Source organism: Streptomyces sp. NBC_01428, from assembly GCF_036231965.1.
In the GTDB taxonomy this organism is placed as follows: Bacteria; Actinomycetota; Actinomycetes; order Streptomycetales; family Streptomycetaceae; genus Streptomyces.
Map to the genome: position 1 here is coordinate 1,710,556 of NZ_CP109499.1, position 19,194 is coordinate 1,729,749.

A 19,194-nucleotide genomic window follows, 5' to 3' on the forward strand; every position below is an offset into this window, starting at 1 on the left:
CCGCGCCGTTCGCAGAGGAGGGACTCATGAGTGCCCTCGCTCTGTCCGTGGTGCTCTCGTTCGTCTCGGCCGTCGCGTACGCGGGCGGCGCCATCATCCAGGAGCAGGTCGCGCTGACCTCTCCCGGCCAGGCCTACGCGCCGGTGCGCCGTCCCGGCTGGTGGGCCGCCGTCGCGCTGACCGGCCTGGGCGGGCTGCTGCACGTGGTCGCCCTCGCCTTCGGCCCCCTGTCGCTCGTCCAGCCGCTCGGCGCGCTGACGATCGTCTTCGCGCTTCCGATGGCGGCCCTGTTCGTCGGCCGCAAGGCCGGAGCGGCGGCCTGGCGCGGCGCGATCATGGCCACGGTCGGACTCGCGGGCCTGCTGTCGCTGGTGGGCTCGTCCGACGCGAACTCCCTGAACAGTGCCCAGCGTCTGGCGCTGGGCGTGGTGGCGGGCGGCTCGGTCGTGGCCCTCATGGTGGCGGGGCGCGCGGCGCACCGGCACCCGGCCGTGCGGAGCATCCTGCTGGCGGTCGGCGCGGGCATCGCGTTCAGCATGTCGTCGGTGTACACCAAGACCGTCGCCGTGGACTGGTCGCGGCACGTCTCGCTCGCGGACCTGTCGAGCCTCGCCGCGATCGGCGTCTTCGCGACCGCGGGCATGCTGCTCTCGCAGGCCTCCTACCGAGGCGCCGGCCTGGAGGCGCCGCTGGCCACGCTGACGGTGGTGAACCCCGTCGTGGCGGCCGCGGTCGGCATCACGATGTTCGGAGAAACCTTCCGCTACGGCACGACCGGCACCGCGCTCGCCCTCGGCTGCGGTGTGGTCGCGGCGGGCGGTCTGATCCTGCTCACGTCGGAACGCATCAGCAGCGGCGCCGCGCGCTCGGGGAGCGACGCGAAGCAGCCGGCCGCGGAGACGGAGACGGTGCCACGGGACGAGGTCGAGGTCGTGAGCCCGGCCGACGGGCCGACGCCGGAGGCCGCGCCCGTGTCCGGCCCGTCAGCCGTCGGCCCGGTCGGTCCCGTCGCCCCGGTGGTCCCCTCGGACCTGGGCGCCCTCACGTCGCTCACGGCCTCCGAGGCGAGCGTGCGGGAGTTGCTCGCGGGGCTGCCGGACCAGACCGGTGACGAGGCTCTGTACCACCCCGCGCCGCACGGCGCCGCCGGGATCGTGCCGGTGCCCACGTCCGGGCCGACCGGCGGGACCGTGCTGGTGCCGGAGGCGCAGCCCGGTGGCGGAACGGTGCTGGTGCCGACTCCGCTGAAGGCGCCCGCCCCCGGGGTGGACGCCGCCGCCCCGGAGGAACCCTCGGCCAGGGACGAGTTGCCGTATCTGACCGCCATGCTCGGGGTGCCCTACGTGCCGATGCCGTTCGTGAACCACCACCGCACCCGCGTCAGATCCTGACGCCGCCCGCCCGGAGGTACGCCACCGGGTCGATGTCCGAACCGAAGCCGGGCCCCGTCCGCACCTCGAAGTGCAGATGCGGGCCCGTGCTGTTGCCCGTGGACCCGGACCGGCCGAGGCGCTGGCCGGCCACCACGCTCTGGCCCGCCTTCACGGAGATCGCCGAGAGGTGGGCGTACTGCGTGTAGCGGCCGTCGGCGTGCCGGATCACCACCTGGTAGCCGAACGAACCGCCCCAGCCCGCGGTGACCACGTGCCCGGCGGCCACCGCAGCGACGGAGGTCCCGGTCGCGACCGGGAAGTCGACACCCGTGTGGTAGCCCTTCGACCAGGACGACCCGGCCGCGCGGTACGGCGTGCCGGTCGCCGCCTGGACCGGGGCGACCAGGGAGTGCGACTTCCGGGTGGGGGTCGTCGTGTGGGTGGAGGCCTTGTCCGCCGGGGCCTTCTTCGCGGGTGCCTCGGCGGCCTTCTTCTTCGCCGGAGCCGGGGCGGTGTGCGGGTGCGCGGGAGCGGGCGCCGTGCCGTGCAGGGCGAGACGCTGGCCCGGCAGGATCAGGTCGGGGTCGGAGCCGACGGTCGTGCGGTTCGCGGCGTACAGCCCCTGCCAGCCGCCCTGGACGTGCCGCGCGCCGGCGATGCCGGACAGCGTGTCGCCGTGGACGACCGTGTACATCTCGGCGGTGCCGGCCTGCGACTGCGGGGTGTTCTGCGGTTTCACGTCCCGCACGGAGCGCTGGGGCGCCTGCTTCGAGCGCTGGGCGGTCTGCGGGGTGCTCCGCGGGGTGGTGGCCGCCGGGTGGACGTCGGGGGTGCCGCCGCCCCTGGTCAGCCCGCCGCGCACCGAGCACACCGGCCAGGCGCCGGGCCCCTGGCCGCGCAGCACCTTCTCGGCGATGGCTATCTGCTGGTCCTTGGTGGCCTGGTCCGCGCGGTGGGCGTAGGCCGTCCCGCCGTACGCCGCCCAGGTGGACTGGCTGAACTGCAGCCCGCCGTAGTAGCCGTTGCCGGTGTTGATGCTCCAGTTCCCGCCGGACTCGCAGGCGGCGACCTTGTTCCAGGTGCCGACATCGGCCGCGTGGGCGACTCCGGTTCCGACGAGCGGGAGCGCGATCCCCGCGCCGCCCACCGTGACGGTGAGTGAGGCGCGGTTGATCCTGTTCGGCTGATACCGGCGGTGCCGACCGCGTACGGCCATGAGGGAGCCCCCCTAGACATGCGTCAGGAGCGGCAAAAGTAAGCGTTGGGAACAGGACAGGACAAGACGGCAATCGGTCGCTCCCGAACGGTGGTTGACGGGCCGGGAGGGCACCGGTCGCCCGTTCCCGCCCGGCACGCTCGGTGACCGTCCCGGCTCCGGTCGGGACGGGGTCTCTTCGCCGTCCGTGGCCGGTGGGGATCGGATGCCCCGGTCGGACGAGGGGCCGGGGACGAGGTCGCGGGCATGGGATCCGCGATCCGGGGGAGGCGTTCCGGTGCGTGCGCGTCCCGTGCGACGGGCGGTCGAGGGCCACGAGCCTGGCCGAAACCCGCCCTCACGGCGGCACCCGGTTCTTCCGCGTGCCTCTGCGTGGACTCCGCCGACGCGTCAGGATGGCCCTGGGGGCACTACTGACGAGCGGGACGGACAGCGAGGACGCACACGACCGACACGGGGACCTGTCGACACAGGACCCACCGATACCAGTACCTGTCGCTTCCCCTACTTTCTCTCCTTCCTCCCGGCCCACCCAGCGGAATTCTTAGGAGCCAAACCGTATGAGCACTTCAGCCCAGATCGGCGTCACGGGTCTCGCGGTCATGGGGCGCAACCTCGCCCGCAACTTCGCGCGCAACGGCTACACCGTCGCCGTGCACAACCGCACCGCCGCCAAGACGAACGCGTTGGTGGAGGAGTTCGGCGACGAGGGCACGTTCGTCCCGGCCGAGACGGCGAAGGAGTTCGTGGAGGCGCTGGAGCGGCCCCGACGCCTGGTGATCATGGTGAAGGCGGGCGACCCGACGGACGCGGTGATCCAGGAGTTCGCGCCGCTGCTGGAGCCCGGCGACATGATCATCGACGGTGGCAACGCCCACTTCGCAGACACCCGGCGCCGTGAGCACGCTCTGCGCGAGCAGGGCATCCACTTCGTGGGCACGGGCGTCTCCGGCGGCGAGGAGGGCGCGCTGCACGGGCCGAGCATCATGCCGGGCGGCTCGACCGAGTCGTACGCCTCGCTCGGCCCGATGCTGGAGAAGATCTCCGCCAAGGCCGACGACGGTTCCCCGTGCGTCACGCACCTGGGCCCCGACGGCGCCGGGCACTTCGTGAAGATGGTCCACAACGGCATCGAGTACGCCGACATGCAGCTCATCGGCGAGGCCTACCAGCTGCTCCGTGACGTCGCCGGCTACTCCCCCGCGCAGATCGCCGACATCTTCCGCACCTGGAACACCGGCCGCCTCGACTCCTACCTGATCGAGATCACCGCCGAGGTGCTCTCGCACGTGGACGAGGCGACGGGCAAGCCGTTCGTCGACGTGGTCCAGGACCGGGCCGAGCAGAAGGGCACCGGACGCTGGACCGTGCAGATCGCGCTGGACCTGGGGGTGCCGGTCTCGGGCATCGCCGAGGCGGTCTTCGCCCGCTCCCTGTCCGGGCACGCCGACCTGCGTGAGGCCTCGCGCGGCCTCGCGGGCCCGAAGGCGCAGCAACTCGGCGAGGCGGAGGCGGCGGCCTTCGCGGACCGGGTGGAGCAGGCGCTGTACGCGTCGAAGATCGTCTCGTACACGCAGGGCTTCCACGAGATCACCGCGGGCAGCGACGAGTACGACTGGGACATCGACCTCGGTGCCGTGGCGTCCATCTGGCGCGGCGGCTGCATCATCCGGGCGGCCTTCCTCGACCGCATCCGCGCCGCCTACGACGCCCGCCCCGACCTTCCGAGCCTGCTGTCGGACGACACGTTCGCCCAGGAGATCGCCGCGGCCCAGGACGACTGGCGCGAGGTGGTCGTCGCGGCGACCCGCCAGGGCGTCCCCACGCCCGGCTTCTCCGCGGCCCTCGCCTACTACGACGCCCTGCGCGCCGAGCGTCTGCCCGCGGCCCTCACACAGGGGCAGCGCGACTTCTTCGGAGCGCACACGTACCGCAGGACGGACCGGGAGGGCTCGTTCCACACGCTGTGGGGCGGGGACCGCTCGGAGGTCGACGCGTAGCCGCACCCGAGCGGACGGCAGGGACGCTCCGGAACGGCCGAAGCCGCCACACCCCAGCGGGGGTGTGGCGGCTTCGGCCGTGCTGCGGGGTCAGCGCCCCCTGGGACGCGGCCCGCACCCGGCGGGCCGGACGTCCCTCAGGACAACGGCCCGGGCTGCGGCTGCGGCTCCGGCACGGGGTCCGGGCCCGGCGGCTTGGGCACCGGGGACGGTGAGGGGACGGGCTCCGGCCCGGGTACGGGCTCGGGGCCGCCCGGCCCGGGGGTCGGGTCGGGCCTCGGGGGCCCGGGCGAGGGATCGGGGCCACCGGGGTTCGGCACCGGGTCCGGGAAGGGTGAAGGTCCCGGCGGCTCGGGGCTCGGCCCGGGAGTGGGCCCCGGCGGTACGGGGTCGGGATACGGCTGCGTCATGGCGGTCCTCCAGCCATTCGGTACGTCGGCCCTGGACTGTTCCCCGCGTACCCAGCAGCCGACCATGCACTCACCCCGTCGCGCGAGGGATGCGGGCCAGGTGGGGCAATGGGGGCTGCGGGGAGCGGGGCGCGGGGATGACCGGCGGGGCGGCCGGGCGGTGGGGGCGGCTGGAGGCCGGGGAGGGACGGGAGACCCGGGAGGCGGGCCGAAGGCGTCGGCCGGTCGGCACATGAACCATGTCGACGGGGCGCGGAGGTCGCGTTGGCCGTGCGTGGTGGCCCTGGCCGTCGCGCAGGGCCACCGCCGGGCGAGCGGCTCTCCGGGGCTGGTTACGGGCATCGGGGCGTGCGGCGGTGCCGGTCGCTCAGCGCAGGGGGCGACGGTCCCGGGGCGAGCCGGCGTCGCCGGTGCCGGTCCAGCCGGGCCGGGGCGGGCACTCGGCGGCGGAGGCAGCGGCCGCCAGGCCCGGGCGGGGACTGGACAGGACCGGGATCGCGGTGGTGGTCAGGGTCTGTGCCGGTGTCATGGACGCCTGGGCGAGGACGATCGCGTCGGCGCCGGTGACCGCGTCGGCGGCGTCGGCCACCGCGCGGGCGCAGCCGTCCGTGTCGCCCGCCTCGAACAGGGCCCACGCGCCGTCGACGAGCACCGTACGGACCTCGACGCGACGTCCGGCGCGGCGGGCCTCCTCCTCGACGAGGGCGACCGTCGGCTCCAGCGTGCTGGCCACCGTCGCGAGGACGACGACCCGCGGGCCTGCGGCGACCGCCGCGGCGGCCATGGGCCGGTCCACGCGCAGCACGGGCACCCCGGCGTCGGTCCGTTCGGCCACGCCGCCGATGGTCGAACAGGTGCAGAGCACGGCCCGGGCACCGTCGGCGACGGCTTCGCCGAGCAGGGCCCGGACGTCGTCGGCGACCGCGTCGGGGCCTTCACGCCGGGCGCGCGCCAGCAGGTCCTCGGCGACGAAGTGCCGCAGGTCCAGGCCCGGGTGGTCCTCGTCGCGCAGGGCGTCGAAGACGGGGATGTGGGCCGGTGAGGTGTGCAGCAGCGCGAGTGGTCCGGGCGACGCGGGAAGAGGTGCTCGGGACGCCGCCGGGGACGGTGCCCCGGACATCAGAAGCGTCCGGGGTGCGCCTTGAGCCACTCCAGTGCGGCACGCCGCAGCGCGGGATCGGCCGCGGGAGCCTCCTCGGGGTGGCGCTCCGCCCACTTCACGACGTACGGGCAGAGCGGCGCGACCACGATGCCCTCGCGCGCGGCGATGCCGTACAGCTCGCGGGCGAGGGAGCCCGCGATGCCGTGACCCTCGTGCTCGGGCTCCACGATGGTGTGGACCGGGACGAGGGCGCGGGCGGGCTCCTCCAGGACGAAGTACTCGATGTGCCCGACCACCTCGTCGCCGGCGAACGCCTCAAGGCGTCCGGCCGGCCGGTCGTCACGGATCTCGATGTCGCTCACGGCCACTCCTCGGTTCCTCGGTTCCAGGTGCTGCGGCGCCGCCGCCGCGTGACACGGACGCCGTGGTTCAGACGGTGACGGCCTGGGGGCTGCGCTGCTGGTCCGAGCCCGGGACCGGCTCGGACGGATCGGCACCGAGGGAGACGATCCGGTTGTCGCGGTCCACATGCACGACCCGCGGCCGCAGCGCCCGCGCCTCGGCGTCATCGACCTGAGCGTAACTGATGATGATCACCAGATCATCGGGCTGCACGAGATGGGCGGCGGCCCCGTTGATCCCGATGACCCCGGACCCGCGCTCCCCCTCGATGACGTACGTCTCCAGACGGGCACCGTTGGTGATGTCGACGATGTGGACCAGCTCACCGGGCAGCAGATCGGCGGCGTCGAGCAGATCGGCGTCGATGGTCACGGATCCGACGTAGTGCAGGTCGGCCTGGGTGACGGTGGCACGGTGGATCTTGGATTTGAACATGGTGCGCAGCATGTCGGACTCCTGAAAGACGGCTCCCTGCCTGCTTTCTGCAGGTCAAAGGCTGCCGACACTCTACATCGGCACGCCTTCGACCCCCGAGGAGTTCAGAGGAACTCAGGGGAGACCGGAGGAACGCGCACGACATCGAGCGCCCGGCCCTGCGCCTGAGCCGCGCCGCGCGCTCGTGTACGGAATCGGGCAACTGAACACTTGGCGTCCGACCCTTCGTTCAGGGCGTCACGATGTCGAAGTCGGGGTCGAACGTGTCGATGAGCTCGGCCAGCGTCTGAAGGGCGCCGCCGTCGCCGTCGAGGGCGATCCTTCCGGCCTCGGCGAGCGAGGCCGCGCTCGCCGGGTTCAGCAGTACGCCCACCAGGGCCGCCTTGGGGCCGGTGACGGTGAGTTGTGTGTTCGGGGACGCTCCGCGCCGGGCGTTGAGTACGCCGCGCGCGACCCACATCGTCCACGTCTCGTCGACGTCCGCGAACGCGAAGTCGATGCGCAGGTCGGCCTGAGCGGCTTTGTCACCGATCAGGTGGACGGCGGCGTAGTCGAAGAGGATGTCGATGGGCATGGCGAGGATCGTGTCGGGGCTCGCCGTGGCGAACGTGGCGGGCTGGACGCCTTCGCGCAGTTCCTTGGCCGCGGTCAGGAAGATGCCGCGCCACTGCGGGCCCTCGGCCTGGTAGCCCATCTGTTCGTAGGCGTCGGCCTGCAGGTCGCGGGCCGCCTGGTTCTCCGGCTGCGCGAAGACGAGAGCGTGCAGGATCTGGGCGGCCCACCGGTAGTCGCCCGCGTCGTGGGCCCGGCGTCCTTCGGCCATGACCTTCTCGGCGCCGATCAGTGCGACGAGGCGCCGGGCCGACTCGGTCGGCGGGTGAGGATGCAGGGACACGGGGTCGCCGTCCCACATGCCGAGTTCCTTGGTGAACACCGCGCGGACGTCGTGGTGCAGCGTGCCGTGGTAACCGCGGTTGAACCATTTGCGGCCCAACTCCTCGGGCAGTTCGATGACTTCAGCTGCCTCCAAGGGCGTGTATCCCTTGTTCGCGAGGCGCAGCGCCTGGTCGTGGATGTACTTGTAGGTGTCGCGCTGCGACGCCAGGAACGAGGTGACCGCCGCGTTCTCCCACACCGGCCAGGTGTGCGGCCCGTAGTGCACCTGGACCTCGTCGCCCCACCGCTCCAGCGTCTCGTCGAGGTACCGGGCGAAGTTGCGGGCGTCACGGGTGCGGGCGCCGCGCAGGGTCTGGATGTTGTGCAGCGAGTGGTTGGCGTTCTCGGCGCAGGTCAGCGCACCCAACTGCGGGATCCAGATGTGCATTTCCTCCGGCGCCTCGGTGTCCGGGGCGTAGAGGAACTCGAATTCCAGGCCGCCCAGGTCGCGCTTGGTTCCGGTCTCGGTGATCGGATCCGTGGGCGAGATGTACGAGACCGTGACGCCGGGCACGGTCGTGATGCCGATGCCGCAGGTCACGCAACCGGTGGCGGAGTAGTCGAGGAGGCTGTTGAAGGCGTACGACGCACGGCGGGACATCGCGTTGCCGGCGATCACGTTCTCGCCGATGGCGTGCTTGTCGAAGGAGGCGATCGTCCCCGGCGCGATGATCGGCACCTTGCCCGACGCCACGTCCTCGACGCCGACCACTCCTTTGACACCGCCGTAGTGGTCGATGTGGGTGTGCGTGTAGATGACGGCGGCGACCGGCTTGTCGCTGACGTGTTCGCGGATCATGGCCATGCTCTGCGCGGCCGCCTCGACGGATGCCATGCAGTCGACGACGACGAGTCCGGTGTCGCCCTCGATCACGGTCAGGTTGGCGATGTCGTTGTTGCGCACCTGGTAGACGCCGTCGGTGACCTTGTACAGACCGCCTTTGCGGATCAGTTGCGACTGGCGCCACAGGCTGGGGCTGACCGTGTCCGGCGCCGGGGCGTCGTCGGCGATGTAGTCGAACCGGCTCGCGTCGAAGATGACGCGGCCGTCGGCGGCGTACAGCTTGTCAGGGAACGGGGCGAGGTAGCCGCGGTCCCTGTCGAGGAAGTCCTGTCGGTCGTCCATGGCGTACCGGGCGAGGGCCGCGCGGTTCGCGTCGCCGGTGGCGGGCGTCGCACCCTTGGGCGTGTAGGCCATGACGGCTCCTCCTGCCCCGCCGCCCGGGACCCGTCTGGAGCGCCGGTGGCAGTGGGCCGGTTCGACTGGCAACCACCCTCCCCCCGGACGCTCCGGGCGGCGAGGCAGGTCGCCTGTTCGGGTGAAGGCGCCATCCCGCGAGAGGGCGTGCGGCCGCGGCCGTCCGCACGGCTCCGTGCCGTTTCACCAGGCACGACCGGTGGCGACCGGAAGGGCGACGTCCGGCCCGTCGGGCGCCAGGGTCGAGGTCGTCGCCGGCGTGACGCAGACGAAGCGGATGCCGGGGGCGCCGTCCGGGGCCTGCCCGAGCTGCCCGGCGACCGCCGGATCGGTGAGGACCGCCACCGTGCCGGAGTCGTCGAGCTCACGAGGTGTCGGCGGTCAGGACCGTGATCCGGTGCGGCTCACCCGGGCCAGCGCCAGTCCGCGTCGACGCGCGCCCTCCTCCACTCGACCTCGTCGGCCGAGACCGGGGACTGGATCTTGTAGACGTCGCCGACCCGCAGGTTGCGTGGCGTGCTGTACTCGCCATGGGTCCCTATGACCGACACCGCGACCTGGGAAGCGGGCTGCCAGTACGTGCGGAAGTACGGCGAGTTCGCAGGAGGTTCGGGGACTTCGAGCAGCGGAACGCCGCGGTGCTCCAGCAGACGGCGCAGCTTCTCGAACCGCAGCCGGGGAGTGAACCGCCCGTACTGGGCACGGATCGCCTCGTTCACAAGCCCCGGGTCGCGATACGCGAGCCTGTGCACCTGGAGGGAGACGTGGCTGCCCGACCAGGGAAGGGCCGAGGACGCGCGGCCCCAGAAGAACTCGGCGAGGCCGTAGTCGCGCCACATGGTGCGGTCGCCGGAGACGTTCTCGGCGAAGTCCGGCCCCAGGACCTCGGTGACGCGCTCGGGCGAGTCCGCCGGCCCCACGCCGAGCACGCCGGCCGTGGTGACGACGTCGACGTAGAACGCCAGGGAGTACGGGGTCAAGGGTTCATCCTCGATGCGGTGGGTGCCCGGGCCACGAGGAGCAGCGAACGGGTCGTCTCCTCACCCTGGATACGGTCGTGTTGATTCTCGTGCAGGGTGACAGCCTTCAGGAAGGGGCAGCGGCGCACCCCCGCGCTCCCTCACCTACCGCCCCGGCAACGGCGCCACGACCCGCAGCGCCCCCGGCATCACGTCCAGCGTGAAGCGCTCGCCCGGTAGGTCCAGTACGTCGCCGTCGTACTCGAAGACGAGAGGGTGTCCGTCCGTGCGTTCCACGACGATGGAGCGGCCGCGGGCGTAGACCACTCCCTCGCGGCCGACGTGGCCGCCGTCGCGGGAGAGTGCCGGGAGTTCCCGCAACGGGAGGGCGGTGCCGACGACGCATACGTCGAGGAGGCCGTCGTCCAGGACGGAGTGCGGGAGCAGTTTGAAGCGTCCGCCGCGGTGCCGGCCGCCGCCGACGTTCGCGAAGACGGTCGGGCCCTCCTGCACCACCTCGCCGTCGACCAGGACCCGGCCCGGGTAGGGGGTGAACGTACGCAGGGAGGTGGCGACCGCCTTCTCGTACCGTTCGCGGCCGGCGTCGGTGATGTCGCGGGCCGTGATGAGGGACTGGGCGACGACGCCGGTGGAGGCGCCGAGCAGGGCCGACGCCCCGTTCTCCGCGACTCGCGCCAGGTCGATCGCGCGGAAGTGCGGTGCCGTCACGGCGAGTTCGAGGGCTTCACGCCAGGGTCGGTCGGCCCAGATCTCGCGGTAGAAGGAGTTGCCGGTGCCGGTGGGCAGGGTCAGCAGGGCGGGTGTCCGGGCCGCGTGGGGGGACGCGGAGGTGTCGGCGCCCGCCAGGCCCGCGGCCACGTCGTGCGCCGTTCCGTCGCCGCCCAGTGCGACCACGATGCCGGGTCCGTCGGGAGCCAGCGCCTCGGCGGCCAACTTGCGTGCGTGGCCCGCCTGTTCGGTGACCGCGAGGGTGACGGTGTGACCGGCGTCGGCGAACCGGCGGCGCACCGTCTCGGCGGTCTCGGGCAGGTACGTTCCCGAGACGGGGTTGGCGATCACCAGGACCGATGCGAACGGGGCGCTCATGACGACGGGCACTCCAAGCCGGGGTGGACAGCACGGCGGCGCCGCCGGAGTCCGGCGGCGCCGCTCGGGAACACGCTGCGGAGAGGGCAGGATTCGAACCTGCGCGGGCCGAAACCCGAACCAAGTCGCCTCGGTACCCCGTTGGGCCGCTTCGGGTACCTCTCCTCGCTCCGGTCGGCGGGCTCTCGTCCGTTCCCCGGTGCACCGCAGACACTTCCGCATGCGCCTGACATTCTCCTGAGACGGGCACCTCAGGACGCTCACAGGACGGCGCCCTTGGATCGTCGGCGTGGTGGAAGACGCGCGAGAGCGCGCCCCGGCGGGACGCGCTCCGTTTCGTTCCGGACGATCGCCCGGTTCAGTCGAGGTCCGGGTCGCCGAGGCCTCGGTGCGCCAGTTCCAGGATGGACGCGGTGACCTCTTCGAGGTCGATGGGCTCGTCGCGGCTGATCAAGTCGTCGAGGAGGCCGTCCGCGGCGTGGAAGACCAGGCGGCAGGCGAGGCCGGTGTCGCGGGCGCGGAAGGCTCCGACCAGCGAGCCGCGGGCGACGAAGTCGCACATCAGGTCCACGACGCGCTGGTTGGAGGCGTGGCAGAGCTCCAGCGCCTTGGCGTTGGCGGAGCGGTAGACGATGCGGTGCAGGTCGGCGTTGTGGACGGCGTGCTCGACCATCGTGCGGATCAGCCGGTCCAGGCTCGGCCACCAGGCGCCGCCCTCGTCGAGCATCGCGCGGGTGTCCCGCAGGAAGCCGTCGACGTACTCCTCCCACATCGCCCCGAGCAGGTGGTCCTTGGAGTCGAAGTAGAGGTAGAAGGTGCCCTTGGCCACCTCGCCCGCCTCGGCCAGCTCGGCGACCGTGGCCGCCGCGAAGCCCTTCTCCCGGAAGACCTCGGAAGCACCCCTGATCAGCGCCGAGCGGCGGTCGTCGGGGCTCATGGTCCGGCGCTTGCGGCGCGCGGGCTTCCCGGGGTGGGTCTCTGCTGCCGTCGCCATGGGCTCGCCTCCTGTCCGGGATCCTCCGCCAGGCTCGCGGGGATCGCCTCCAATCTACCGTCCCTCAATGACTGACCGTCGGCCAGTTGACTGACTGACCGTCGGTCATTAGCCTCGAAGCGTCCTGGCAGACAGCCGGACCAGCCCCTCACCGTCCTTGAGACCCGTCCCCGAAACCTTGATACGAGGGAACCGCGATGAGCGACACCACCGCCCCGGGCCAGCGGAAGGGGCTTCTGCTCGCCTTCCTCTGCTTCGGCGTGTTCATGGTCTATCTCGACGCCACGATCGTGAACGTGGCGCTGCCCGACATCCAGGAAGACCTGTCCACGGACATCACCCAGCTCCAGTGGATCATCGACGCCTACACGCTGACCTTCGCGTGTCTGCTGCTGACCTCCGGCACCCTGGGCGACATCCTCGGCCGCAAGAAGATCTTCCTCGCGGGCCTGATCGGCTTCACCCTCAGCTCCGTGATCTGCGCGCTGTCCGACTCGATCGGGGTGCTGCTCCTCGGCCGTACCCTCCAGGGGGTCTGCGGCTCGATCATGATCCCGGTGTCGCTCGCGCTGGTCTCCGCCGCCTACACCGCCCCCGCCGACCGCGCCAAGGCCATCGGCATCTGGGCCGGCGTCGGCGGCATCGCGCTGTCGACCGGTCCCGTGCTCGGCGGCGTGCTCGTCGACCACTACGGCTGGCAGAGCATCTTCTGGGTCAACGCGCCCGTCGGGGTCATCGCCACCGTCGTCCTCGCGAAGCTCCTCACCGAGAACCGCTCCCCGCGGAAGCGCCGTCTCGACCTCGTCGGACAGCTGCTGTTCATCACGACGATCGCGGCGCTGGCGTACGGCCTGATCGAGGGCAACAGCAGGGGCTGGACGTCCGGGATCATCCTCGGGTCGTTCGCCGGGTCGGTCGTCACGCTGCTGCTCTTCGCGCTGTGGGAGCTGCGGCACCCCGACCCCATGCTGCCGATGGGCTTCTTCCGCAGCCCGATCGTGGTCGTCGCGGGCATCGTCAACTTCCTCAGCCTGTTCGGCCTGTTCGCCGCGATCTTCCTGCTCACGCTGTATCTGCAGAGCATCAACCAGCTCAGTTCCATCGAGACCGGGGTGCGGTTCCTCGCGCTCACGGTGCCGATCATGATCGCCTCGTTCGCCGCCAGCATCGTGGCCGCGAAGGTCGGACCGCGACTGCCGATCGCCATCGGTTCCGCACTGTCCGCCGGCGGCCTCTTCGGGCTCACGGTCCTGGAGGTCGGGTCCGGATTCGGCAGCTACTGGTGGTCACTGGCCCTCCTCGGCGTGGGCGTCTCGTTCACCGGCGCGCCCGCCACGGTCGCGCTCCTCGGGTCCGTACCGGCGGAACAGGCCGGTACCGCGTCCGGCGTCTCCAACACGTTCCGCCAGGTCGGCACCGTCTTCGGGGTCGCCCTCGCCGGCGCTCTGCTCCTGCGGCACCTGCGGGACGGGATGCCCGACGCGCTGGCCGGGACCGACCTGCCCGCCCAGACACAGGCCAAGGCCGTCGAGCTGCTCGGTGACGGCGACCTGTCCCGTGTCGCAGCCCTCCCCCCGCAGATCCGGGGGACGGTGATGGAGGCGGTCAGCCCGGTCTACGTCGAGGGCATGCACATCGCCATGGAGATCGCCGGCGCCGGCGCCCTGATCGGCGGGCTGTTCGCGCTGATCTTCCTCAAGGGCAGGCGGCCGGCCGACCAGGCCGAGGCGCCCGCGGTGGACCACGACCACGGGCAGGACGACCTCCCGGTCGAGACCGCGGGACAGCACTCCTGATGTCCGGCTCCGGTACGACTCCCGTGGGACGGGACGCTTCCGGCGCCCCGCCCCACGGGCAGGACGTGGCGAAGGGTCCCGACCCGCTCCGGGCGCGGTCCCGGACAGCCCCGGCACAGGACTCGCCCGGTTCGGCGGAGCCCCGCGGCGAGTCGGGCGAGGCCGGCAGGCCCGGCGAGCACGGCGGACACGGCGAAGACGGCGGACCCAGCCGCGGCAGCGGCAGCGGCAGCGGCAGCGGCAGCGGCAGCGGCAGCGGCGAGAGCATCATCCGCCAGCTCTCCAACTGGGGCAGCCGACTTGTCCTGGACGACGCACCCGAGCGGGTCGTCGCGCACCTCAAGAGCCAGATCCTCAGCCAGCTCGGCGCCGCCCGCGCGGGGTACGGGCACCCGCTCGGCAGACGTGTCCGCCAGGCCTACGGCAGCCCCCTCCAGGACGATCCCCAGCACGCCGTGCACTCGCTCTCCATGGCGACCGTCTGCCTGGACTTCGACGACACCGCCTACGCGGGCCACCTGTCGCACTCCACGGTCAACGTCCCGCTGATCTACGCGAGTTCACTCGGCCTCGACGGGCGACAGCTGTTGACCGCGGTCCTCGCGGCCAACGAGACGGCCGCCCGGATCACCGCCGCCGCGACCCTCGGCCCGTTCCGCGGCCAGACCGCGGGGCACACCCATCTGGCCGGGGCGGTCGCCGGGCGGCTGCGCGCGGAGAGCGCCTCCGCCGACGTCTGGGCGCACGCACTGGGCATGGCGTTCTCGGTGCCGACGTGGAGCCTGTCACGCGGGTTCTTCAGCACGGACGCCAAGCTGCTGGTGGCCGCCGTGCCGGTGCGGATCGGGCTGAGCGCGTGCGACGGCGCCCGGTTCGGGCTCACCGGGCCCGAGGACGTACTGGAACATCCGCAAGGGTTCCTGCACCGGTTCGCGGACATCCCCCTGCCCGAGGAGGCGGTGGCCGGACTCGGCACCCTCTGGCACACGGAGACCTTCTCGTACAAGATCCATCCGGGCAGCGCCTACACGAGCGCCGCCGTCGACTGCGCGGTCGAACTGCACCACGCGTTGGAGGGGGTCGACCACCGGGACATCGCCGAAGTGGTCGTGCGGGGCTCGATCTTCACCGCCGGGCTCGACCGCATCGCCCGGCAGCACCGGATCGGCCCCGACTCCAGCGTGGCCGCCCTCAACTTCTCCCTCCCCTACAACGTCGCCACCGCCCTCCTCACCGGCTCCCTGCTCCCCGCGGACCTCGCGCACCCCGCGGTGGACCGCCCCGACCGCTGGGAACTCGCCGCCCGCGTCCGTACCGAGCACGACCCGGCGTTCAGCCGGCACGCGCTGCTGGCCACCGCCCCGCTCGGCCAGGCGCTGCGCCGGGCGGGCGAGCGGGCCGAGGCCTGGGTACGGGCCATCGACACCCGGGCCGCCGAGACCCTGCCGCCCGCCTGGCTGGAGCCGGAGACCGACTTCCGGTGGGCCACCAAGAACCTCGGCGCCCGTGTCACCGTCCGGCTGCGCGACGGCCGCGAACTGCACGTGGAGCGGCGTGGCGCGGTGGGTGCCGCGAGCGGCGCCGACGGCACCGACCACGCGGCGCTCGCACGCGCCAAGTTCCTCGCGTGCGGCGGCGATCCGGAAGCCGCCGACCTCGTCGCCCGTCTCGAACACCTGCGTCCCGACGACGTCCGACGCCTGGTGCGGCTGGCGCTCGCCGGGCCCGACGACGCCCCCATCTCGCGCCCATCCGCCGAGACCCCTGTCGCCCGCGACGTCCGGGACATGCGAAAGGACACAGCAATGGAGACCGCCGCTCTGGAAGAGGCCTATACGGGCCTGATCGCCGCCGCGACCGCCGCGGCCCGCGGCGACGAGGCGTCCGCCCCACCGTCGGGCGAGCGCGACGCGGACTGGACCCTCGCCCATGTCGCCCTGAGCGACCGGCTGTTGGCGTCGACGGCCCGGCAGGTGCTGGCGGGAGACGCGGCGGGGCTGGACAACGGACCGGCCATGGACCCGAAGGCCATCGGGGAACTGACCTCCTCGGCCGGTCGGGACGTCCTGGTCGAACTCGTCCGCCGCAACGCCGCCGAACTGGTCGGCCTGCTCGCCCAGACACCCGACAATCAGCGGGCGACGCCGGTCTCCGTGCGCCTCGTCGGTGACAAGGGCGAGGAGCTCTTCAGCGGGGCCGTGCCGTGGGGCGAGATCGTGCGCCTGCGCGCCGAGGACCACATCCCCGGGCACACGGGCCGGCTCCGGCGTATCGCGGGGGCACCGCAGGAGACCTGAGAAGGGGCACGTCCGGTGGACGCGCGCAGCACCGCGGCCCTCCCGCTCACGGGGAGAGTGGGGGCCGTCGACCAAGGGGGGACGGCCGATGCCTGGACCAGGGCACGGAAGAGACCGGACACGGAACGAGGCGCGGGGCGAGGACCGGATCGTCCGGCGGGGTGTCCGGGCGCCGGGCGGCGCACCGCGGAGGGCTGCGGGGGACGTCGGCGCGGCTCCCGCGGATGAGCACGCGGATCCGCGGTGCCTGGGGCCCGGCGAGGGCGCCGCACTCCTCGCCGACGCCCGGTGGCGGCGCGCCGTGGTGCTGGGCGACAGCAGCGTCGACTCCGCCGGGATGACCGTCGTGCCGGGCTGGGCGCGCGCCCCGTGGACCGACCGCGTCATCGCCGCGCTGCGCGAGGCGCATCCGCGGTTCGCCTGTCTCCATCCCCGAGGCAGGCGGGAGCTTTCGCTCTCCCACGTACGGTCGACCCAGCTGGGGGACGCGCTCGACTTCAACGGTGACCTCGCGCTGCTCGCGTGCGGGGGGCCGGAGTTGAGGGCGCGCTCCTTCGATCCGGACGCCATGGAGTTCGAATTGAGCCGGATTCTGGCCGCGTTGCGCGGAGCGACCTGTCAAGTGGTGCTGGTGGTCAGCCCGTTCGACCTGACGCAGGCCGGTGAGGTGCCCGCGGACCAGGTCGCCGGCCTCCGGGCCCGGCAGCGCCTGCTCTCCGAACGTATCGAGGCGGTGGTCCTGCGCCACGGCTGCGTCCATGTCGACCTCGCCGCGCACGAGGGTCCGTCCCCCGGGGATCTGTGGGGCGCGCGCCCGGGGCGGCTGAGCAGCCGGGGTCACGCGGTGGCGGCGGCCGCGGTGGTCCGGACGCTGGGGCGTCTGCTCGCGACGTGAGGAAGGGGACGGGCAGGGGGCACTGCGGTGGCCCGCCGGAGGTGACCGGCGGGGCACCGCGGTGCCCCTTCAGGGTCGCGCTGTGCTTCCTACTGCTCCAGTGCCGCTTTCAGCCGCCCCAGGGTCGCCCGCATCCCCGCGGTGTTCGCCCGGTGCCGTACCGCCGGCTTGGTGCCCGTGAAGAATCCGAGCAGTTCGGCCGGCCGGCCCTTGCGTCCCGTGCGCAGGTCCTCCCAGTACTCGGTGACCCGGGTGCCGTCCTCCTCGGGCGCGAACCGGTAGCCCCAGAGGGCGATCGGCAGGCCGAAGCTGGTGACGCGGAAGGCGAAGTCGCGGCCCTCCTCGGCGCGGACGACACGGCAGTCGGTGAACCAGAGCCAGGGGCCCTTGCGGTTGAAGCCCGTGAACCTGGTGCCCCGGACGACCGGGCCACGGCCGTGCACCCAGACCCCGACGCACTCCGGGGAGAACGTGGCCATCGTCCGTACGTCGCTGATCGCGCGGTAGGCCCGCTCGGGGGTGGCGTGCACCAGCACGCTCTCCTCGACCTGCCATCTGCGTTCCTCGGACACGTCCCACGGCTCCCGTTCGCTGTCAGGCCCTGCTGAACACGAGGACGGCGTTCTGGCCGCCGAACCCGAAGGAGTTGCTCACCGCGACCTCGACCGACAGCTCGCGGCCCGCCTTGGCCACCACGTCCAGGTCGACCTCCGGATCGAGGCTCTCCAGGTTCGCGGTGGGCGGGACGAAACCGTTCTCGATCGTGAGCACCGTGGCCACGGCCTCGATCGCCCCCGCGGCGCCGAGTGCGTGACCGACCACCCCCTTGATCGAGGTTACCGCCGGGTGCTGCCCGACGACCCGGCGGATCATGCGTGCCTCGGACACGTCGTTGAGCGGTGTGGAGGTGCCGTGCGCGTTGACGTGCGTCACGTCGGCCCCGTCGACCCCCGCGTCCGACAGGGCGCTGCGGACGGCGAGTTCGGCACCGGCGCCCTGCGGGTCGGGTGCCGTGGCGTGGTGGGCGTCGGCCGAGGCTCCGTAGCCGCTGACCATGGCCCGTATCCGGGCGCCGCGGGCCTTCGCGTGCGCGGCGCGTTCGAGGACGAGGACGGCGGCGCCCTCGGCCGGTACGAAGCCGTCGCGGTCGGCGTCGAAGGGCCGGGAGGCGGTGGACTGTGCCGCGCGGCGCTTGGACAGGGCGCCCATCTGGCTGAAGCCGGAGACGATCGACGGGACGAGGGGAGCCTCGGTTCCGCCGGTCACCACGATGTCGCACAGCCCGCTGCGGAGCAGTTCGCGTGCCATGCCGATCGCGGTGGTCCCGGAGGCGCAGGCGGTGGCGGTCACGAAGTTCGGGCCGCGCGCCCCGCACTCCATCGCCACGTAGCCGGCGGACATGTTGATGGACAGCATCGGGATGAGCAGCGGCGAGACCTTCTGGGGGCCCTCGTCGCGGAGGACGTTGTGCTGCTTCTCCCAGGCGGCGGCGCCGCCGATGCCGTTCCCGAGGACGACGCCGACGCGGGTGCCGTCCCAGGTGGACGGGTCGAGACCGGCGTCCGCGATGGCCTCCGCGGCGGCGGCGATCGCGAACTGGTTGCAGCGGTCGAGGCGCCAGGCCTTGCGCCTGCCGACCGCCGCGGCCGGGTCGAAGTCCGGTACGGCGCAGCCGAAGTCGGCGGGTGTTCCGTCGAGTGCGGGGACGGGGCCCGCGGCCGTGCCCTCTCCCTCGCGGATGCGCTTCCAGGACGTGGGGACTCCGATCCCCGCGCAGCTCACCATCCCGACCCCGGTGACGGCGGCGTCGAAGCGGGAGGTGCCCGCCATCAGACGGCCACGCCCTTCGCCTCTATGACCTCCGCGGCGCGGGAGATGGTGTCCCGCGAGCTGATGTCCTCGTCGTTCACCGGCACACCGAACTCCTCCTGGGCGGCCAGGGAGAGTTCCACCATGGCCAGCGAGTCCAGCTCCAGGTCGTTGAAGGTCTGTTCGGGGCTGATCTCGTCGGCCTCCAGACCGAAGCCGGCCTGCAGCAGCTTGACCATGCGGTTGTAGACGTCGCTCATGACTG

The 19,194-nt window shown here is 72.6% G+C and carries 16 protein-coding genes, 1 tRNA gene and 2 pseudogenes; 5 read left to right on the forward strand and 14 right to left on the reverse strand.

Translation table 11 applies throughout. The annotated features are described in order from the left end of the window. The first annotated feature begins 26 nt into the window (after positions 1-26). Positions 27-1,391 carry a DMT family transporter gene (locus OG406_RS07450; RefSeq protein ID WP_329184838.1) on the forward strand — a complete coding sequence of 455 codons (1,365 nt, stop codon included), beginning with the start codon at positions 27-29 and terminating at the stop codon, positions 1,389-1,391. On the opposite strand, the pseudogene OG406_RS39390 reads toward OG406_RS07450, so the two are convergent. Continuing rightward, positions 1,381-2,115 (reverse strand): annotated as a pseudogene (locus tag OG406_RS39390) (M23 family metallopeptidase); the annotation flags it as partial. The gene OG406_RS07450 and the pseudogene OG406_RS39390 overlap by 11 nt on opposite strands. A 183-nt stretch (positions 2,116-2,298) precedes the next feature. After that, positions 2,299-2,589, reverse strand: a pseudogene (locus tag OG406_RS39395) (transglycosylase family protein); the annotation flags it as partial. Positions 2,590-3,149: 560 nt separating this feature from the next. On the opposite strand from OG406_RS39395, the gene gndA reads away from it, so the two are divergent. Continuing rightward, positions 3,150-4,589 (forward strand): NADP-dependent phosphogluconate dehydrogenase, encoded by a 1,440-nt coding sequence (gene gndA / locus OG406_RS07460; protein WP_266617676.1) that lies wholly within the window; start codon positions 3,150-3,152, stop codon positions 4,587-4,589. Positions 4,590-5,366: 777 nt separating this feature from the next. Here the strand turns inward: gndA and OG406_RS07465 are convergent. The 9 genes from OG406_RS07465 to OG406_RS07505 form a co-directional block, all read right to left on the reverse strand. Further along, on the reverse strand, positions 5,367-6,119 hold the full coding sequence (locus OG406_RS07465; RefSeq protein ID WP_329184842.1) for an aspartate/glutamate racemase family protein: 753 nt from the start codon (positions 6,117-6,119) through the stop codon (positions 5,367-5,369). After that, positions 6,119-6,463, reverse strand: a complete 345-nt coding sequence (locus tag OG406_RS07470; RefSeq protein ID WP_081221938.1) for a GNAT family N-acetyltransferase — start codon at positions 6,461-6,463, stop codon at positions 6,119-6,121. The genes OG406_RS07465 and OG406_RS07470 overlap by 1 nt, the downstream gene beginning before the upstream one ends. 67 nt (positions 6,464-6,530) lie before the next feature. Next, a complete protein-coding gene (panD, locus tag OG406_RS07475; protein WP_329184844.1) occupies positions 6,531-6,950 on the reverse strand; it encodes an aspartate 1-decarboxylase in 420 nt (139 codons plus the stop codon). Positions 6,951-7,167: 217 nt separating this feature from the next. Continuing rightward, the gene (locus tag OG406_RS07480) at positions 7,168-9,072 is read right to left on the reverse strand and encodes an alkyl/aryl-sulfatase (RefSeq protein WP_329184846.1); all 1,905 of its coding nucleotides are present in this window, start codon (positions 9,070-9,072) and stop codon (positions 7,168-7,170) included. A 183-nt stretch (positions 9,073-9,255) separates the two neighbouring features. After that, the gene (locus OG406_RS07485) at positions 9,256-9,417 is read right to left on the reverse strand and encodes a hypothetical protein (RefSeq protein WP_329184848.1); all 162 of its coding nucleotides are present in this window, start codon (positions 9,415-9,417) and stop codon (positions 9,256-9,258) included. Between the two features lie 59 nt (positions 9,418-9,476). Further along, on the reverse strand, positions 9,477-10,052 hold the full coding sequence (locus OG406_RS07490; protein WP_329184849.1) for a hypothetical protein: 576 nt from the start codon (positions 10,050-10,052) through the stop codon (positions 9,477-9,479). 144 nt (positions 10,053-10,196) lie between these two features. Beyond that, positions 10,197-11,138 carry a diacylglycerol/lipid kinase family protein gene (locus tag OG406_RS07495; RefSeq protein ID WP_329184850.1) on the reverse strand — a complete coding sequence of 314 codons (942 nt, stop codon included), beginning with the start codon at positions 11,136-11,138 and terminating at the stop codon, positions 10,197-10,199. Between the two features lie 78 nt (positions 11,139-11,216). Next, positions 11,217-11,303: transfer RNA gene (locus OG406_RS07500), tRNA-Arg, on the reverse strand. Positions 11,304-11,496: 193 nt separating this feature from the next. Continuing rightward, the gene (locus OG406_RS07505; RefSeq protein WP_081220514.1) at positions 11,497-12,132 is read right to left on the reverse strand and encodes a TetR/AcrR family transcriptional regulator; all 636 of its coding nucleotides are present in this window, start codon (positions 12,130-12,132) and stop codon (positions 11,497-11,499) included. 197 nt (positions 12,133-12,329) lie between these two features. Here OG406_RS07505 and OG406_RS07510 point away from each other — a divergent pair, with 197 nt between their 5' ends. From OG406_RS07510 to OG406_RS07520, 3 genes are all read left to right on the forward strand, one after another. Continuing rightward, on the forward strand, positions 12,330-13,928 hold the full coding sequence (locus OG406_RS07510; protein ID WP_329184851.1) for an MFS transporter: 1,599 nt from the start codon (positions 12,330-12,332) through the stop codon (positions 13,926-13,928). 65 nt (positions 13,929-13,993) lie between these two features. Beyond that, positions 13,994-16,225, forward strand: coding sequence for an MmgE/PrpD family protein (locus OG406_RS07515; RefSeq protein WP_329184852.1), 2,232 nt, complete (start codon positions 13,994-13,996; stop codon positions 16,223-16,225). Between the two features lie 88 nt (positions 16,226-16,313). Then, a complete protein-coding gene (locus tag OG406_RS07520) occupies positions 16,314-17,120 on the forward strand; it encodes a GDSL-type esterase/lipase family protein (protein WP_329184853.1) in 807 nt (268 codons plus the stop codon). 89 nt (positions 17,121-17,209) lie between these two features. Here the strand turns inward: OG406_RS07520 and OG406_RS07525 are convergent, their stop codons facing one another. From OG406_RS07525 to OG406_RS07535, 3 genes are read right to left on the reverse strand one after another with little or no spacing between them, the layout of a single operon-like run. Further along, complete coding sequence (locus OG406_RS07525; protein WP_164371319.1) at positions 17,210-17,692, reverse strand: SRPBCC family protein; 483 nt, start codon at positions 17,690-17,692, stop codon at positions 17,210-17,212. 22 nt (positions 17,693-17,714) lie between these two features. Next, positions 17,715-18,950, reverse strand: a complete 1,236-nt coding sequence (locus tag OG406_RS07530) for a beta-ketoacyl-[acyl-carrier-protein] synthase family protein (RefSeq protein WP_164371320.1) — start codon at positions 18,948-18,950, stop codon at positions 17,715-17,717. Beyond that, positions 18,950-19,189, reverse strand: a complete 240-nt coding sequence (locus OG406_RS07535; protein ID WP_081220508.1) for an acyl carrier protein — start codon at positions 19,187-19,189, stop codon at positions 18,950-18,952. The genes OG406_RS07530 and OG406_RS07535 overlap by 1 nt, the downstream gene beginning before the upstream one ends. Positions 19,190-19,194 lie beyond the last annotated feature (5 nt).

What these genes read in the sequence shown, in the direction of transcription:
- OG406_RS07450 (WP_329184838.1), top strand. Translation starts at nt 27, where the DNA reads ATGAGTGCCCTCGCTCTGTCCGTGGTGCTCTCGTTCGTCTCGGCCGTC.
- gndA (WP_266617676.1), top strand. Translation starts at nt 3,150, where the DNA reads ATGAGCACTTCAGCCCAGATCGGCGTCACGGGTCTCGCGGTCATGGGG.
- OG406_RS07465 (WP_329184842.1), bottom strand. Translation starts at nt 6,119, where the DNA reads ATGTCCGGGGCACCGTCCCCGGCGGCGTCCCGAGCACCTCTTCCCGCG.
- panD (WP_329184844.1), bottom strand. Translation starts at nt 6,950, where the DNA reads ATGCTGCGCACCATGTTCAAATCCAAGATCCACCGTGCCACCGTCACC.
- OG406_RS07480 (WP_329184846.1), bottom strand. Translation starts at nt 9,072, where the DNA reads ATGGCCTACACGCCCAAGGGTGCGACGCCCGCCACCGGCGACGCGAAC.
- OG406_RS07495 (WP_329184850.1), bottom strand. Translation starts at nt 11,138, where the DNA reads ATGAGCGCCCCGTTCGCATCGGTCCTGGTGATCGCCAACCCCGTCTCG.
- OG406_RS07505 (WP_081220514.1), bottom strand. Translation starts at nt 12,132, where the DNA reads ATGGCGACGGCAGCAGAGACCCACCCCGGGAAGCCCGCGCGCCGCAAG.
- OG406_RS07510 (WP_329184851.1), top strand. Translation starts at nt 12,330, where the DNA reads ATGAGCGACACCACCGCCCCGGGCCAGCGGAAGGGGCTTCTGCTCGCC.
- OG406_RS07520 (WP_329184853.1), top strand. Translation starts at nt 16,314, where the DNA reads ATGCCTGGACCAGGGCACGGAAGAGACCGGACACGGAACGAGGCGCGG.
- OG406_RS07530 (WP_164371320.1), bottom strand. Translation starts at nt 18,950, where the DNA reads ATGGCGGGCACCTCCCGCTTCGACGCCGCCGTCACCGGGGTCGGGATG.
- OG406_RS07535 (WP_081220508.1), bottom strand. Translation starts at nt 19,189, where the DNA reads ATGAGCGACGTCTACAACCGCATGGTCAAGCTGCTGCAGGCCGGCTTC.